The sequence below is a fragment of the Nocardia sp. NPDC050175 genome, assembly GCF_044459885.1.
Classification (GTDB): domain Bacteria; phylum Actinomycetota; class Actinomycetes; order Mycobacteriales; family Mycobacteriaceae; genus Nocardia.
Genome location: NZ_JBITJI010000009.1, coordinates 308,933 through 325,737, shown reverse-complemented (window position 1 = coordinate 325,737; position 16,805 = coordinate 308,933). Strand labels below are relative to the sequence as shown.

10 protein-coding genes (1 of these 10 cut by a window edge) are annotated in these 16,805 nt (G+C 67.3%); 3 read left to right on the top strand and 7 right to left on the bottom strand.

All coding sequences use genetic code 11. The annotated features are described in order from the left end of the window. Positions 1–51: 51 nt before the first annotated feature. Positions 52–1,206 carry an epoxide hydrolase family protein gene (locus tag ACIBK2_RS29955; protein ID WP_396971912.1) on the bottom strand — a complete coding sequence of 385 codons (1,155 nt, stop codon included), beginning with the start codon at positions 1,204–1,206 and terminating at the stop codon, positions 52–54. Between the two features lie 63 nt (positions 1,207–1,269). On the opposite strand from ACIBK2_RS29955, the gene ACIBK2_RS29950 reads away from it, so the two are divergent. Next, complete coding sequence (locus ACIBK2_RS29950; RefSeq protein ID WP_396971910.1) at positions 1,270–2,220, top strand: helix-turn-helix transcriptional regulator; 951 nt, start codon at positions 1,270–1,272, stop codon at positions 2,218–2,220. Here the strand turns inward: ACIBK2_RS29950 and ACIBK2_RS29945 are convergent. Together ACIBK2_RS29945 and ACIBK2_RS29940 are read right to left on the bottom strand one after the other, a co-directional pair. Next, positions 2,217–2,621: a RidA family protein gene (locus tag ACIBK2_RS29945; RefSeq protein ID WP_396971908.1), complete on the bottom strand. Its 405-nt coding sequence runs from the start codon at positions 2,619–2,621 to the stop codon at positions 2,217–2,219. The genes ACIBK2_RS29950 and ACIBK2_RS29945 overlap by 4 nt on opposite strands. Before the next feature lie 51 nt (positions 2,622–2,672). Next, a complete protein-coding gene (locus tag ACIBK2_RS29940) occupies positions 2,673–3,689 on the bottom strand; it encodes an NAD(P)-dependent alcohol dehydrogenase (protein ID WP_396971906.1) in 1,017 nt (338 codons plus the stop codon). A gap of 92 nt (positions 3,690–3,781) precedes the next feature. Between ACIBK2_RS29940 and ACIBK2_RS29935 the strand changes: the two genes are divergently transcribed. Beyond that, positions 3,782–4,450, top strand: coding sequence for a TetR/AcrR family transcriptional regulator C-terminal domain-containing protein (locus ACIBK2_RS29935; protein WP_396971904.1), 669 nt, complete (start codon positions 3,782–3,784; stop codon positions 4,448–4,450). A gap of 3 nt (positions 4,451–4,453) precedes the next feature. On the opposite strand, the gene ACIBK2_RS29930 is transcribed toward ACIBK2_RS29935, so the two are convergent. Beyond that, on the bottom strand, positions 4,454–4,942 hold the full coding sequence (locus ACIBK2_RS29930) for a MarR family winged helix-turn-helix transcriptional regulator (protein WP_396971902.1): 489 nt from the start codon (positions 4,940–4,942) through the stop codon (positions 4,454–4,456). Positions 4,943–5,051: 109 nt separating this feature from the next. Here ACIBK2_RS29930 and ACIBK2_RS29925 point away from each other — a divergent pair, with 109 nt between their 5' ends. Then, the gene (locus tag ACIBK2_RS29925; protein WP_396971900.1) at positions 5,052–6,191 is read left to right on the top strand and encodes a GDSL-type esterase/lipase family protein; all 1,140 of its coding nucleotides are present in this window, start codon (positions 5,052–5,054) and stop codon (positions 6,189–6,191) included. On the opposite strand, the gene ACIBK2_RS29920 is transcribed toward ACIBK2_RS29925, so the two are convergent. The 3 genes from ACIBK2_RS29920 to ACIBK2_RS29910 all read right to left on the bottom strand — a co-directional run. Then, positions 6,143–6,685 (bottom strand): TetR/AcrR family transcriptional regulator C-terminal domain-containing protein, encoded by a 543-nt coding sequence (locus tag ACIBK2_RS29920; RefSeq protein WP_396971898.1) that lies wholly within the window; start codon positions 6,683–6,685, stop codon positions 6,143–6,145. The genes ACIBK2_RS29925 and ACIBK2_RS29920 overlap by 49 nt on opposite strands. A gap of 64 nt (positions 6,686–6,749) precedes the next feature. After that, the gene (locus ACIBK2_RS29915) at positions 6,750–7,325 is read right to left on the bottom strand and encodes a Uma2 family endonuclease (protein WP_396971896.1); all 576 of its coding nucleotides are present in this window, start codon (positions 7,323–7,325) and stop codon (positions 6,750–6,752) included. A 135-nt stretch (positions 7,326–7,460) separates the two neighbouring features. Continuing rightward, positions 7,461–16,805, bottom strand: the 3' end of a protein-coding gene (locus tag ACIBK2_RS29910) for a non-ribosomal peptide synthase/polyketide synthase (RefSeq protein ID WP_396971894.1). 34,467 nt of this gene lie beyond the right edge of the window; the window shows 9,345 of its 43,812 coding nt (coding positions 34,468–43,812); its start codon lies off the right edge, out of view; the stop codon is at positions 7,461–7,463.

Genomic DNA, 16,805 nt, shown 5'->3' with positions numbered 1-16,805 from the left:
TGGGCCCGCTCCGGCGGCGACATGCCGGAACAGGCCCACGGGCTTCGGTTTTCAGCGCAGGTCGCGGAAGAACTCGCGGATATCGTCGGTCAGCAGCACCGGCGCCTCCAGCGCGGCGAAGTGACCGCCCTGGTCGGCCTCGGTCCACCGGGTGATGGTGTTCTCGGGTTCCGAGTAGCGCCGGATGCCGACGTCGTGCGCGAGAATCAGTCCCGCGGTGGGCACTCCGGAGTTCGTCTTCGGCGCACCCCACGCATCGGAGTGCACGTAGCCGACATACGCCGCCGAACCCGCGGTTCCGGTGAGCCAGTACAGCATCGCGTTGGTCAGCAGCCGATCACGGTCAATGATCTTGTCCGGGTCCACGTTTCGCGGATACGTCCACTCCCGGAACTTGTCCATGATCCAGGCGAGCTGTCCCACCGGAGAATCCACCAGCCCGTAAGCCAGCGTCTGCGGGCGGGTCGACTGAATCGCGATGTACCCGAACTCTTCCCGCATGAAGGCCTCGATCCGGCGCACTCGATCGCGCTCGACCTCGTTCAGGCTCGCCAGCTCCGCCTCGGACAGCGGCAACTGCGGCATCGGGCCGGGTCCGCCGTTGACGTGCACGCCCACAACGCTTTCCGGCACGATCCGGCCGACCTCCGGGCTCACCCCGGCACCGACGTCACCGCCCTGCACCCCGTAGCGCTCATACCCGAGCCTGCGCATGAGTTCGACCCAGGCCTGCGCGGTCCGCTCGATCCGCCAGCCCGATTCCGCGACCGGACCGGAGAAGCCGAAACCGGGTAGCGACGGAATCACCAGGTGGAACGCGTCTTTCGGATCCCCGCCGTGCGCGGCGGGATCGGTCAGCGGCCCGATCACGTCGAGGAATTCGACTACCGAGCCGGGCCATCCATGGGTCAGCAGCAGCGGCAGCGCGTCCGCATGCGGCGAACGGATGTGCAGGAAATGGATGTTCTGCCCATCGATCTCGGTCGTGTATTGGGGATACGAGTTCAGTTCTGCCTCGGCCGCGCGCCAGTCGTATTCGGTACGCCAGTAGTCGACCAGCTCGCGCAGCCAGGTGGTCGGCACACCGGTGTCCCAGCCGTCCCCGGGCAGCGGCGCGGGCCAGCGCGCGCCGTCGAGCCGAGTGCGCAGGTCATCGAGCTGCTGCTGCGGGATGTCGATGCGGAATTCGCGGATCTCGTTGGTCATGAAATAGACGATATGACCCGCCTAGGACAGCTTCCGCCCTAGCTTTCCGGCAGACTGAAACCCATGTTGGAAACCTCCGCGAGACTGCTGCGGTTGCTGTCGCTGCTCCAGACTCCCCGCGACTGGACCGGCACCGACCTGGCCGAACGCCTCGAGGTCGATGTCCGCACGGTGCGCCGCGATATCGACAAGCTGCGCAACCTCGGCTACCCAGTAGATGCCACGCCCGGCGTCGCGGGCTATCGACTCGGCGCGGGTGCGAAGCTGCCGCCACTGCTGCTGGACGACGACGAGGCGGTGGCGGTCGCGATCGGCTTGCGCACCGCCGCGGGCGGCACCATCACCGGAATCGAGGACAGCTCGCTGCGCGCACTCACCAAGCTCGAACAGGTGCTGCCGTCCCGGCTGCGCCACCGGGTCAGTCTGCTGCAATCGGTCACCGTCACGGTGCGGGCCGGTGGCGCGACCGTCGACCCGGACACGCTCACCGCGATCGCAGGCGCCATCCGCGACAGTCACCGTCTCCGCTTCGACTACCGAAGTCATGACGGCACCACATCTTTGCGCACCACCGAGCCGCATCGGCTGGCGCACATCGGCCGTCGCTGGTACCTCATCGGCTGGGACGTCGACCGCGCCGACTGGCGCACCTACCGCTGCGACCGCCTGCAACCCCGCGTCCCGACCGGTCCCCGCTTCGCCCCGCGCGAAGCACCCGACGTCGACCTGTCCGGCTATCTATCCCGCGGAGTGGCGAGTTCGCCGTATCGCTATTCCGCCCGCGTCACCCTCGGCGTGCCTGCCGAGATCGCCGCCGATCGCATAGCACCCACCATTGGCGCCCTCGAAGCCGTCGACGCCGAAACCTGCGTGCTGCGAACAGGATCGGACTCGCTCGACGAGTTGGCCGTCTATCTGGCCACTTTTGGCTTTCCGTTCCGCGTGCACGAGCCGCCGGAACTCATCACGCATATCCGCGAGCTGACAGCTCGGCTCGCCCAATCGGTCGATTAGGAAACAGGCACGGCGGCAACCGCTTCGACCTCGACCAGCGCGCCGGGGACCGCGAGTCCGGCGACCAACGCGACGGTGATCGCCGGCGGATTCGGGCGACCAGCCCACACCTCCATGAACGCGGCGAAACCCTCCTGTACCGACTGACCGTCGACAATCAGAATCGTCCACTTCACCACATGTTCGATCGACGCACCCGCCGCCGCCAGGCAAGTCTGCAGGTTGGCCAGCGACTGCCGCGTCTGTGCCGCGACATCAGCTCCGACCAGCCGACCGGAGCTGTCCACCCCGTTCTGCCCGCCCACGTAGATGGTGTCCGCCGCTGCGGCGACCCGCACGACCTGGGTGAATGCCGGGTTGTTCGGCAGCGTTTCGGGATTGATGTATGTCGCGATTGTCATGTTCGTACTGTAAGTACCGGTCCCCTATCCCTCGACCGGAAGAGTCGCAGCTCAGACGACGATGACGGTCTTGCCCTGGGCGTGCCCATCCAGAATGTGCTGCACCGCCTCGGTGGCGCGGGCCAAGGGGTAGCGCTTTTCGATCAGCGGCCGGAGTTTGCCCGCTGCGGTCAGCCCGGCGAGGAACTCCAGATCGGTGCGGCGCGGACGCATGAGCAGAATGCCGATCTTCTGGCCGACGAACAGGTTGGCCAGCACCATCTTTCCCATCCAGGTGATCGGGCCTGCCCAGTTGCCGCCGGGCGCACCGGCCGATGAGACGAAGATGCCCTTCGGGGTGAGTATCCGTCGGCAGTCCCGCAGTGACCGGTTGCCGATCAGGTCGAGCATGACGTCATAGTGTCGTCCGCTCGCGGTGAAATCGTCAGTGGTGTAGTCGATTACATGATCGGCACCCAGTGATCGCATGACCTCGAGGTGGCGGGTGCTGCACACGGCGGTGACCTCCGCGCCGAGCGCCTTGGCCAGTTGGATCGCGGCGGTGCCGACGCCACCCGATGCTCCGTTGATCAACACGGTCTGCCCGGCCCGCAGCTGACCGACATCGCGTAGCCCCTGCAGCGCGGTCATGCCCGAATCAGGCAGGGCCGCAGCCTCTTCGACGGCGAGCCCGGTCGGCACGAGGGCAAGTCGCTGCTCCGAGACACAGGCGTACTCCGCGAAAGCGCCCGCGTTCACCGAGCCGAATACCGTGTCGCCGGGCCGGAATCCGGTCACCTCGTCGCCGACCGCCACCACTTCCCCGGCCAGGTCGTGCCCGATGATCGGATCCTTGGGCCGCCGCAGGCCGAACCCGAGCCGCAGCAGATAGGGCGTGCCGGTGAGCAGGTGCGCATCGCCCTGACATACCGACGCGGCACGCACCCGGACCAGAACCTCGCCGGGACGCGGATTAGGGCGGTCCACCACCTCGGTCCGGAGCACCGAACCGTCACCGTACTGCGGCGCGACCACCGCCGTCATCGTGCTGACATCGACCGTTGATTGCGGGCTCTTGGCCTCGGACATGGGATTTTCCTCGCATGAAACGTGTACTTACAGCGTAAGTCGCTCACCACGGACGGTACGCTTACACCGTAAGTCCGTCAAGAGAGGGGCCGATGCCCAGAACGTCCGCCGACGGTGCCGCACGCGCGCCGCTCAATCGGGAAAAGGTGCTGCACACCGCCGTTCAGTTCGCCGACGAGCACGGCCTCGCGGCCTTGTCCATGCGCCGACTGGCACAGACGCTCGGCGTCGAGGCGATGTCGCTGTACAACCACGTGACCAACAAGGACGACCTGCTCGACGGCATCGCCGATCTGGTGGTCGCCGAGATGGGCGTGCCCGAGATCGGCGGCGACTGGCAGGCGGCCATGCGCGCGCGGGCGACCGCCGCACACGAGGCGCTACTGCGCCACCCGTGGGCCAACGGACTGATCGGCACTCGACTCAACGTCGGCCCGGCCATGCTGCGCTACATCGACGCCACCGTCGGCTGCCTGCGCGCCGCGGGTTTCTCCTACCAGCTGGCCGATCGCGCATGGAACGCGATGGACAGCCACATCTACGGATTCACCATGCAGCAGGTCAACTTCCCGCTGCAGCCGGACGAATACGCCTCCGCCGCAAAGCAATTCCTGCCGCTCATCCCGGCGGATCGGTTTCCGTACATGAACGCGCTGTCGCAGTTGGTGATCGACGGAAAGCACACGGGCATCGCCGATTTCACCTTCGGACTGAACCTGATCCTCGGCGGGCTCGCACGACTCCTCGACGAATCCGCCTGACGTTCACACCTTCACCGATCGGTCGACGCCGACCGTCGCATCCGGCATGGTCACGTCTCGAACGATGCGCAATGCGGCGATCAAGCCGTCGAGCTGCGCGGGCGTCAGCAGCCCGGTGAACCAGCGCTCCACCGCGGCCAAATAGTCCGGCAGCACCTGCGCGAGCCGTTCCGCGCCGCGGTCGGTCAGCACCGCATACGCACTGCGCCGGTCACCCGGGTCCAGCTCGCGCTCGACCAGTTCCGCCCGGGCCAGCCGATCGACCAGCCTGGTGACGCCGCTGGTGGACAGCGTGGTCTGCGCGGCGAGATCGGTCATCCGCAGCCGGCGATTCGGCGAACGACTCAGGCGCATCAGCGCATTCAGATCCAGGCCGGACAGGCCGTGCGACTTCCAGACCGGTTCCAGCTTGGTGACCACCCCTTCGAACGCCTCGAACAGCAGACCCATGGTGGTCAGCCGCGGGTCCTCGAACAGTTCGGTCGCATCCATGCCACCAACCTACCCGAAGTAGTTGCTCCGGGGATAGTTGACACGAGGAATACTCAGTTGTAGAAATATGCCAACGCAATATTCCGCACGACAACTACTGGAGCTTTCGATGTCTGACACCACCGCCTGGGTCGCCGGTTTCCGTTCCGCGGTCATCAGCCCGTACGAGCAGGTCAAGCTCACCGAATCGCGGGCGTTCGCCGACGAGACCGTGCGTCAGGTGCTGCACCTGGCCGGTGGCGGCGAGCAGTTCCGGATCCGGCTGACCAACCTCTTCGGACAGACCCCGCTGGTCATCGGCGCCGCGCGCGTCGCGCTGCGCAAGACCGGCAGCGAGATCGTCACGGAGACCGACACCGTGCTGCGGTTCGACGGCGCGGACCAGATCACCATCCCGGTCGGCGCAGAGGTAGTCAGCGACCCGGTCGAGCTGGCCGTGACCGCGGGCACCGATCTCATCCTGAGCCTTTACCTGCCCGAGCCGACCGGGCTCGCCACCCTCTCCCACCAGCCGAGCGAAACCGCCTACGTAGCAACCGGAAATGTCACTGCGGAGCCGAATCTCGCAGACCCCGAGGAGGTTCCAGCACGCTTCTACGTCACCGGCGTCGATGTACTTGCCCCCGTCGGCACCCCGATCGCCGTCGCCCTCGGCGACTCATGGTTCGAAGGCGTCGGCTCCACCATGAGCGCGAACCTCCGTTCGGTGGACGCCCTCAACGACCGCCTCGACCACGGCTGGGCCGTCAACCAGGGCATCGGCGGAAATCGCCTGCTGACCAACGAAATCGGCGTGCCCGGGCTCGATCGATTCGACCGAGACGTCCGCAGCGTCCCCGGCGCGAGCACCGTCCTGATCAACTTCGGCATCAACGACCTCATTCTCGGCGGCATGTCCGGCGAACCCCACGCCACCACCGACGAACTGATCGCCGGCTTCACCGAGATCGCCCGCCGCGCCCACGAATCAGGCCTGACCATCCACGCCGCCACCATCGGCCCCTACGCGGGCTGCATCTACCCCGGCATGCCACTCGAGGAAACCCAGCAGACCCGCCGCGAAGTAAACGAATGGCTGCGCACCACCGACGTTATCGACTCGGTCTTCGACGTGGCCCGCGCCGTCGAAGACCCCGACCGCCCCGGCTTCATCGCTCCCCGCTACGACTGCGGCGACGGCATGCACCTCAATGACGCGGGCTACCGCGCCATGGCCGAAACGATCGCCATCACCGCCCTGTTCAGCTGAACCCGCACCCGAGAGCCGTTGCGCCACAACGCGCAACGGCTCTCATCGATTACGGCACCAACCCGCGCAAGACAAATCTCGAGACCGCCGCGAAACTCGTCGTCGACCGACATCTTCCTGGCCTGCGCCGCAGTCTGGGTCAGCATCGGATACTCCTCGGGAGAGAGCTGCGCGATAGCCGTGGTCGCGGGCGCGTTGATCGACGCGTAGTGCTGGTTCTCCAAGGACCCGAGCAAGAACGCGACCAGCGTGCGCTGGGCGATTACTCGATCCGGCCCGTCGAAGCCGCCCTCGGCGAGCACCGACAGCATGGCCTCCATCCAGCGCCGGGTGCCGGTGGCAGACTTCCGGTGCCGAGGGACCAACGGCACCGTCGCCGGATGGGCGGAGATGGCGGCCCGCATCCGCCCGAGCAAGGCGGTCAGCCGGTCTCGCCAGTGCGCATCGGCCGGAGTCGACACATCGATCCCCGCCAGCACCTCGTCGACGACCAATGGACCGTAGACGAAGTCCTCGCTTGGTCCCCGCAGATCATCCTCCGGCGTGATTGCGTCTCTGCTAGGGCAGCAGCATTCGGGGATCGATGGTGATTTCGAATGGACTACGCAGGGTGACGGCGTCTCCGGCCGCCACCCTGTGGGTCAGCTCGTAGGTCTGGTCATCGCCGAGTTCGTGAGCGAAGAGGACCGGCAAGGACTCGCCGGACAGCTGGCCTCTGAACGGATTGATCTCAAATCGCCAGTAGTTCGGGATTCCGGCTTCGCCGTAGACGACCGGCTTAGTCATTCGGTCCTGCAAGGTTGTCGATCTGGAGACCACCTCGACAGCCAGCTTCACCTGCTCGGCCGGGATCCCGCGCTCGTCCAGATCAAACGGGATGGTCACCACCATCAGATCCGGGATCGGCTCATCATCGCCGATCAACACACCTAGCCCCTCGACGACCAGATGCCCGGACGGCACGACCGCGTCGAGGGCACGTTCCAAACCCTTGATCAGTAGTTGGTGCCGAGGCTTGGGTGCGGCGTGCACAACGAGCTGGCCATTCAACACCTCATAACGCAGTCCGTCGTCAGGAATGTTGTCGAGGTCTGCGGCCGTCCAATAGTCGGCGTGGGGAATCGGCATCGCCATCGGGGCACCTCCAACCTCGTTGAACGGGAGCAATTGAAGTCTTGCTGATTTCGTCCGAGTCTAGCTGAACGCGCTGGCCAATCCGTCTGTGAAGAGCACTGAATGTGCTCTTCACAGACGGATTGCCGTTTGGAACTACTCGGCGATCACAATCTTGACCTCGGGATCCGCCGCGTCGGTTGCCTCACTCGGGGTGACGAACCAGTGGGTGACTTCGCCGTCGGCGAGGTCGTTGGCTACTTCGCCGGTCGGGAGGACCGAGAGAGCGCCTGCGGTGGCGGAGGCAAGGAACTCGAGCATTGCTGCACGGCCGGAGGGAGCCGCCGTGTACGTGGTCGACTCGTAGTCGATGCCGTACTCCTCACGGACGTGTTCGGCTCGAGCCAGGGCCTCGGTCTGGGTGATCGCGAGGACGCCGTCGCCGGACGGTACGACAAAGGCCGGGTCGTCTTCGCCGAGCGGGCGGACCCGGTCGGCGTAGGAGACCGGGTGCGACGGGGCCGCGGCCAGGTCGGCCTGCATCCGTGGCTCGGACGGGACCAACCACTGAATCGCGCTGTCCGGCACCGCGTTCGGCGTGATGCCGAAGGTGGCTCCGGCGCTTGCCATGTCGTCGACGGAGAGATCACCGGCGAACAACAGTGCCGCACCGGCCTTCTGCACCGCCCAGGCCGCGACGACCGAGTCCAGTGAGCGCGGCAGCGCCAGCGCGACGATGTCGCCCGGCCCCGCACCCCGATCGATGAGCACCCGCGCCAACTGCGAGGAGCGTCGATCCAGGACGTGGTAAGCGATTTCGTCACCGTCGGCGAGCAGCGCGGGCGCCTCCGGATCCTCCTCGACCACCTCGGCGAGCACCTTGGCGACCGTGTGCGCGCCGACCCGGCCTGCCGGTTCCGGCGTAGAAGTGGTTGCCGTGATACCGGATTCGACGAGCAGGCGGGCGCGTTCACCGGCATCGAGGATGTCGATGTCGCCGACGAGCCCGTCCGGATCGCCGAGCAGCGCCTCGAGCACGCGAACCAACCGCGCGGACATGATCTCCACCTCGTCGGCGGAGAACCGGCTGCCCAGATACTTGAGCGTGAGCTCGATGGTCGCCTCGGCGGTCACCAGCAGCGTCAGCGGGTAATGCGTGGCGTCGTTGACGCCGACACCGGTCACCGACATGCCGTCGATGGAGCTGGCGGCCGAAATGGCTTCCTTGTCCATCGGATACGACTCGAACACCAGCAGCGTGTCGAACAGCGATCCGGTGCCCGCCACCCGCTGGATGTCGGTGAGCCCCACATAGTGGTGCTCGAGCAGATCGGCCTGATCGTGCTGCAACCGCTCCAGCAGCTTGCCGATCGTCTGCCGGTCATCGATCCGCAGCCGCACCGGCAGCGTGTTGATGAACAGGCCGACCATCGACTCGACGCCGGGCAGTTCGGCGGGCCGCCCGGAGACGGTGGCACCGAACACCACATCGCCACGGCCGGTGAGCCGTCCGAGCAGGATGCCCCAGGCCGCCTGCACCAGCGTGTTCACCGTGACGCCCAATTCGGCGGCGTGCTTGGTGAGTTGGCGGGTGCGGTCGGAGTCGAGCTCGGTGACCAGCTTGCCGATCTCGTACTGCTCGGCCGAACGCGGTTGCGGCGCAAGCTGAGTCGGCTCGCTGACGCCGTCGAGCGCGGTCGCCCAGGCCCGCAGCGACGCCTCGCGGTCCCGCCCGGCCAGCCAGCCGAGGAAGTTACGGTACGAGGCCACCCGGGGCAGCGCCGTCTGATCGCCGCGAACCGCATACAGCACCAGCAGATCCCGCATCAGCAGCGGCATCGACCAGCCATCCAACAGGATGTGATGGGTGGTGATCGCCAGGTGCCACTGGCTCTCGTCGGTACGGAACAGGGTGAACCGCAGCAGCGGCGGCACCGCCATGTCGAAGTGCGTCGCCTGATCGGCCGCGACCTGCCTGCGCAGCTCCACGGTCCGCTCGTCGGCGGGCAACCCGGTGAGATCCACCTCGCGCCACGGCGCTTCGATCCGATCGAGCACGACCTGCACGGCCTGCCCGTCGGAGTCGGTGACGAACGCGGTGCGCAGGTTCGGGTAGCGGTCGATGATGCCCTGCGCGGCCGCGTGCAGCCGCTCGACATCCAGCGTGCCGCCGAGATCGACCACGGCCTGCATGGTGTACACGTCGACGGTGGCCTGGGTCATCATCGCGTGGAACAGCAGACCGGACTGCAGCGGCGAGAGCGGCCACACCTCGGCCAGCGCCGGGTAGTTCCGTTCCCACAGCTCGATATCGGCCTGTTCGACCCGCACCAGCGACATGTCGGACGGTGTGAAGCCACCCGCGTCCGGCCTGCGCACGTGCGTGGCCAGCGCGGTGAGCGCGGCGACCCAGTGGTCGGCGAACTCCTGCACCTGTTCCCGCGTCAACAGCCCCGTCGGGAACGCGAACGCCGCGCCCAGCTCCGGACCGTCCGCGCCGTCGGTGACGATCGCGTTGATGTCGATCGTCGCGTTGGCGGGCATGTCCAGGTCCATGTCGCCGTCGAGCTGACCGAGATCGCCCACCGGCACCCAGCCGATTTCGGCGAGCTGCTCAGGGATTTCCCCGGCCGACATGCGACCCAGGTAGTTGAAGCTGATCTGCCCCGAGGCACCGAGTCGCTGCCCGGTCGCCGAGTTCAGGTGCCGCAGCAGCCCGTAACCGAGGCCCTTGTCGGGCACCGCGAGCAGCTGCTCCTTGATCGACTTCACGATCTCGCCGAGCGCGGCACCACCGGCGAACGCGTCGGTGAGATCGGCGCCGCCGAGGTCGAGCCGGACCGGGTAGGCCGTGGTGAACCAGCCGACGGTGCGCGAAAGATCCGCGCCCGGAACGACTTCCTCTTCACGACCGTGCCCCTCGAGGTTAATCAGCGTCGCGTAGCGACTCGATGAGGGGTGGTGGTCGGGCGACGGGTGGGCCAGGGCGGCCGCGCCCTCGCCACGCCAGCGCGCGACGGCCATCGCGAGCGCGGACAGCAGTCCGTCGTTCACGCCGCCGCGGTAGAGGCCGGGGATCGCGGTGAGCACCGCATCGGTGACCTCGGCGGGCAAGGTGACCTCGACCCGCTCGACGGTGGCGAACGTATCGACCGCGGGGTCGAACGGCCGCGCACCGAGCAGCGGATCCGGTGTCGTCGAAACCTGCTGCCAGAACGGCAGTTCCGCGACCCGCTCGGCCGACGAAGCCGCCTCGACCAGGCTGTGCGCCCAGCGCCGCATCGACGTGCCGTTGGCGGGCAACGCCACCTGCTGACCGGCGGCCAACTGCGACCACGCGACCGCGAAGTCCGGAATCAGGATGCGCCAGGACACACCGTCGACCACGAAGTGATGCGCGACGATGAGCAGCACATCGCGCCGCTCGCCCTCGAACGCGAACCAGATGAACTGCGCCATCACCGCATTCGCCGGATCGAGTCGGCCGAGCGCGGCGTCGAACGCCGCGCTGCCGACCCGCTTCAGCTCCGCGTCGTCGACGTCGGCGGCCAGCTCGACCCGATGCACCATGGCATCCACGTCGACCGCACCGGTCGCCAGCGCCTCGAACGCCCACCGATCCTCGGTGCGGCGCAACCGAGTACGCAGCACATCGTGGTGATCGAACACCGCGGCGATGGTTCCGACGAGCGTCGCCCGATCGATACCGTCCGGCAGTCGCAGCGCCATCGTCTGCGAGAAGCGGTCGTAGGCAGAGCCACTCGCGAGGATCTGCGTCATGATCGGCGTCAGCGGAATCTCACCGACCCCGCCGCCCGGCAGCTCTTCCAGCTTGACCTGCTCCGAACCCGCACCGAGCGTGGCGATTTCGGCAAGCGAAGCCACACTGCGCCGCTCGAACACCTCGCGCGGGGAGAACACCACGCCGCGCGCCTTGGCCCGCGACACCAGCTGGATGGACAGGATGCTGTCGCCGCCGAGCGCGAAGAACGAGTCGTCCAACCCGATCTGCTCGACCCCGAGCACCTCGGCGAACACCTCGGCGATGATCGCCTCGACCTCGCTGGCGGGTGCCCGGAACTCGCGGGGCGCGAGCACCGGCTCGGGCAGTGCCTTGCGATCGAGCTTGCCGACCGGGGTCAGCGGGATCTCGTCGAGCACCACGATCGCCGACGGCACCATGTGCGGCGGCAGGCTGCGCGAGGCGTGCTCGCTGAGCCGGACCGGGTCGATCTCGTGGCCGGGCACCGCCAGCACATACGACACCAGAATCGTGGCGCCCGCCGCGGTCTCCTTGCCGAGCGTGATCGCGAACTCGACATCAGGATGGGCCGCGAGGACCGTGTCGATCTCGCCGAGCTCGATGCGGAAGCCACGGATCTTCACCTGGAAGTCCGAGCGCCCGACGTAGTCCAGCTCCCAGCGCACCTCGGGCACGGCGGCATTACCCGCCCGCTCGCCCGGTTCGGCGAACCAGCGCACCACGTCACCGGTGCGGTACATCCGTGCACCCTCGTTGCTCCACGGGTTGGCGACGAACCGCTCCGAAGTGAGGTCGGGGCGGTTGTGGTAGCCACGCGCCACCGCGCCACCGGCGAGGTAGAGCTCGCCCGCGACACCCGGCGGCACCGGGTTGAGCCGGTTGTCGAGCACCAGCGCCGACATGCCGCGCACCGGCAGACCGATGGTGACGTGCCGCCCCGGCGTCAGGCTCGCGTAGGACGAGATGATCGTCGTCTCGGTCGGACCGTAGGCGTTGAAGTACTTCCGGCCCGGATACCACTTGGCCAGCAGCTCCGGCGTGGTGACATCGCCACCGACAGAAGCGACTTCGAGGGCCTCCATGCCCGCCGGATCGACCGTGCCGAGCACCGCGGGGGTGATGATCGTGTGCGTGACCCGCTCGGTCCGCAGCAGCTCGGCCAGGTCCGGGCCACCGATGATGGTGGACGGCACGATCACCAGCGTCGCGCCGGTGTAAGCGGCACACAGCCATTCGAGCACCGACGGGTCGAAGCTCGGCGAGCAGATATGCAGGAACCGGTGGTGCGCCTCGAGCTGGTACAGGTCGGTGGCGACACCGACCAGGCCACCCATCCCCGCGTGAGTCACGGTGACGCCCTTGGGCATACCCGTCGAACCCGACGTGTAGATGACATACACCGGATGCCGCATGGCCAGCGACGAGAGGCGATCGGCGTCGGTCACCGAGTCGGGCGACTTGGCCTCGATCAGCTCATCGAGCGCCGGATCGTCCAACCGCAACCATTCGACATCGCGCGGCAGGCGATCCACATGCTCGGTCGCGGTAATACCGATGACCGCGCCGGAGTCGTTGATCATGTGCCGCATGCGGTCTTCGGGGTAGGTCGGGTCGACCGGCACGTGCGCGCCACCGGCCTTCGCCACCGCCCAGAACGCCGCGACCATCTCGTAGGAGCGCGGGAAGGACAGCGCCACAATGCGTTCCGGGCCGACACCGCGTTCGATCAGCACCCGCGCCAGCCGCGACGAGTACTCGTCGAGCTCGCGGTAGGTGATCGAGCGGCCCTGGTAGCGGACCGCGATCTGCTCCGGGTTCAGCTTCGCGCCGCGCTGCAGCAGGTCCGGCAGCAGCCCGGTGGCCATCACGTCTTCGCCGTGCACGTGCGTGAGCAGCTCGTACTCGTCCGCGTCCAGCAGCGGCAGGTCGCCGATCGGCAGCTCGCGTTCGGTGACGATGGCGTCGAGCAGCCTGGTGAACCGCTGCGCGAAGACCTCGACCGTGGCGTCGTCGAACAGGTCACGGGCGAAGGAGAACTCGGCGTACATGCCCGCGTCGCCGCCGGCCGCGGCCTCCCGAATCGTCAGCGACAGATCGAACTTCGCCGTCTCGACCTCGAAATCGACCGCGCCGACGTGCAATCCGGGCAGCTCGAAACTGGTCTCCGGCAGGTTCTCGAACGACAGCGCCACCTGGAACAGCGGGTGCCGCGCGGTCGAGCGCTCCGGGTTGAGCAGCTCGACGAGCCGCTCGAACGGCAGGTCGGCATGCGCGAACGCCTGTAGGTCCGCGTCCTTCGTCCGGGCCAGCAGCTCGCCGAAGGTGAGGTCGCCTTCGACGTGCGAGCGCAGCACCAGTGTGTTGACGAACATGCCGATCACGTCGTCGAGTTCGGCCTCGCCACGACCGGCGATCGGGGTGCCGATGGCGATGTCGTCGGTGCCCGACATCCGCGCCAGGAACAGTGCGAGCGCGGCGTGCACCAGCATGAACATGGTCGCGTTCTGCTCCCGCGCGATCTCGGTGAGCTTGCGATGCAGCTCGCCCTCGATCGGGAACAGCACGCGCCCACCGGCGAACGACTGGGTCGTCGGCCTGGTCCGGTCGGCGGGCAGGTTGAGCTCGTCGGGCAGCCCGGCCAGCGCGGCGCGCCAGTATTCGGCCTGCTGCGAGATCAGGCTGGCCGGATCGGCCTCCGAGCCGAGCACGTCGCGCTGCCAGAGGCTGAAGTCCGCGTACTGCACCGGCAGCGGCGCCCAGCCCGGCGGCACGCCGTTCGAGCGGGCCGCGTAGGCGAGCATCACGTCGCGGGTCAGCGGGCCCATCGACCAGCCGTCCGCGCTGATGTGGTGGACAACGAAGACGAGCACGTATTCGCCGTCGGTGACCCGGAACAGCTTGGCCCGCAACGGAATCTCCGTGGTGACATCGAAGCCCGCGGTGATCACGTCCACGATCCGCTGCTGAATGTCTTCGACGCCAACGGTTTCCGGCGTCAGATCCGGCACCGACTGCTCGGCGGGCATGATCACCTGGCTCGCGGCGCGGCCCTGCTCCGGGTACACCGTGCGCAGCGTCTCGTGCCTGGCGATGACATCGGCGACGGCATCCTGCAGCGCGGCGACGTCGAGGTCGCCGGTGAGCCGCACGGCGACCGGGATGTTGTTGACGGCCGAGGCGATGTCGAACTGGTTGAGGAACCACATGCGCTGCTGAGCCAGCGACAGCGGAACCTGTTCCGGGCGTGGGCCCGCCACCAGGGCGCGACGGCCACCGGCACCGGCGTGCTGTTCGACCTTCACGGCCAGACCGGCGACGGTGGACGCCTCGAACAGCGCGCGCACCGGCACCCTGGCATCGAGTGCGGCACCGATGCGGGCGGCGACCTGGGTGGCCAGCAGCGAGTTACCGCCGAGACCGAAGAAGTCGTCATCCGCACCGACCTGCTCGACACCGAGCACCTCGGCATACACCGACGCCACGATCTCCTCGATCGGAGTCGACGGCGCACGGAACGCCTGAGCCTCGAACTCGGGCTCCGGCAACGCCTTCCGATCCAGCTTGCCGTTCACGTTCAACGGCAGCGCATCGAGAACGACGAACGCCGCAGGCACCATGTACGACGGCAAACCGGCGACAAGTGCCGACTTCACCTGTGCGACATCGAGATCACCGTTCGACGCGACCAAGTACGCGACGAGACGATCACCGGTCTTGGGATCGGACTTCGCGACCACTGCGGTCTGCGCGACCTCGGGCAACGCCAGCAGCGCGGCCTCGATCTCACCCAGCTCGATCCGGAAACCACGGATCTTCACCTGGAAGTCGGTGCGGCCCCGGTACTCCAGCTCACCGGAGGCGTTCCAGGCCACCAGGTCGCCGGTGCGATACATCCGCGCACCGGTCTGGAACGGGTTGGCTACGAACCGATCCGCAGTCAGATCCGCACGACCGAAGTAACCGCGGGCGAGCTGTGCACCAGCGAGGTACAGCTCACCGGCGACACCATCCGGCACCGGCCGCAGTCGCGAATCCAGCACGTAGACCTGGCTGTTCCACTCGGGCAGACCGATGGACACCGAGGTCTCGTCGGCCCTGGTCACCCGATGGTTGGTGATGGACACGGCGGCCTCGGTGGGGCCGTACAGGTTGAACAGCTCGGTGCGCGAGTGTTCGCGCACGAACCGCTGGGCCAGTGCACCCGGCAGTGCCTCACCGATCGCCAGTACTCGCCACAGCGAGTTCGGGAAATCACCGGCCGTGAGCGCGTCGAGCATCGACGGCACCACGTGCAGTGTGGTGACCCACTCGCGAGCCATCAGCTCGTTGAGGTAGGCCGGGTCCTGGTGACCGTCGGGCGCGGCGATGACCAGTCGGCCACCACATACTGCCGCAGACCAGAACTCCCACACCGAAAGATCGAACGTGGCAGCGGTCTTCAGCAGAATCGCGTCAGCTGCGTCGAGACCGAACTCAGTGACCTTCCACTGCAACTGATTCGCGATCGCGCCATGCGAAACCGCCACACCCTTCGGACGACCCGTCGAACCCGACGTGAAGATCACGTACGCGGTGTTCGCCGGACGCAACGGCGCGACCCGATCGTCATCGGTGATCGGGGTCTTGGCGACCTCTGCCAGATCCAGCTCATCGATCCGCACCAAAGGCGCAACATCGGTATCGAACTCGGCATCCGCGTTGGTCAACACGCACACCGGAGCAGCGGTCTCGAGGATGTAGCTGGTCCGCTCGGCAGCCTGCGCCGGATCCACCGGCACATACGCGCCACCGGACTTCGAGACCGCGTACATCGCCACGATCAGGTCGACCGAACGCCGGAACGCGAGCGCGACCCGCGACTCCGGCCCTACGCCGATCGAGATCAGGTGCCGGGCAAGACGATTCACCCGAGCATCGAGCTCGCCGTAAGTTATCGACGCACCGTCCTCGGTGACCAGCGCGACTTCCTTCGGCCCGGCCGCCACCGAGGCGTCCAGCAGCGAAACCAGCGTCGCCGTCGTATCCACCGCGTTGTCGGTCGCATTGCGACCGGTCACCAGCTGCGCACGCTCCGCGACATCGAGCAGTTCGATATCGCCGACCGAGGTGCGCGGCGCGGCGATGATCTCACCGATCAGACGCGCGAACCGATCGACGAAGCCCTGCACCGTGTCCCGCTCGAACATGTCGGTGGCGTAGGTGAAGAACCCGGTGATGCCCTCGGGCTCGCCCGCGTCGCTGTACCGGTCGGTCGCGATCAGGTGCAGATCGAACTGCGACAGCGCCGTATCGATATCGAGCCCGGACACCGCCAGACCCGGCAGCTCCAGCCCGGCCTGCGCCAGGTTCTGGAACGAAAGACCCACCTGGAACAGCGGATGCCGCGCGGTGGACCGGACCGGGTTGAGTACCTCGACGAGACGCTCGAACGGCACGTCTGCGTTGGCGAACGCCTGGATATCGGTTTCCCGTTGGCGCGCAAGCAGTTCGGTGAACGCCTCACCGGCGTCGACCTTGGTGCGGAACACCAGCGTGTTGACGAACATGCCGATCAGGTCGTCCAGCACGGCCTCGCCACGACCCGCCATCGGCGTGCCGATGGCGATGTCGTCGGTGCCCGACAGGCGGGCCAGCAGCACCGCGAGCGCGGTGTGCACGACCATGAACAGCGTCGCGCCCTCGGTGCGGGCCAGCTCGATCAGCGCCTGATGGGTCTCGGCGTCGATGCGCAGCTCGAC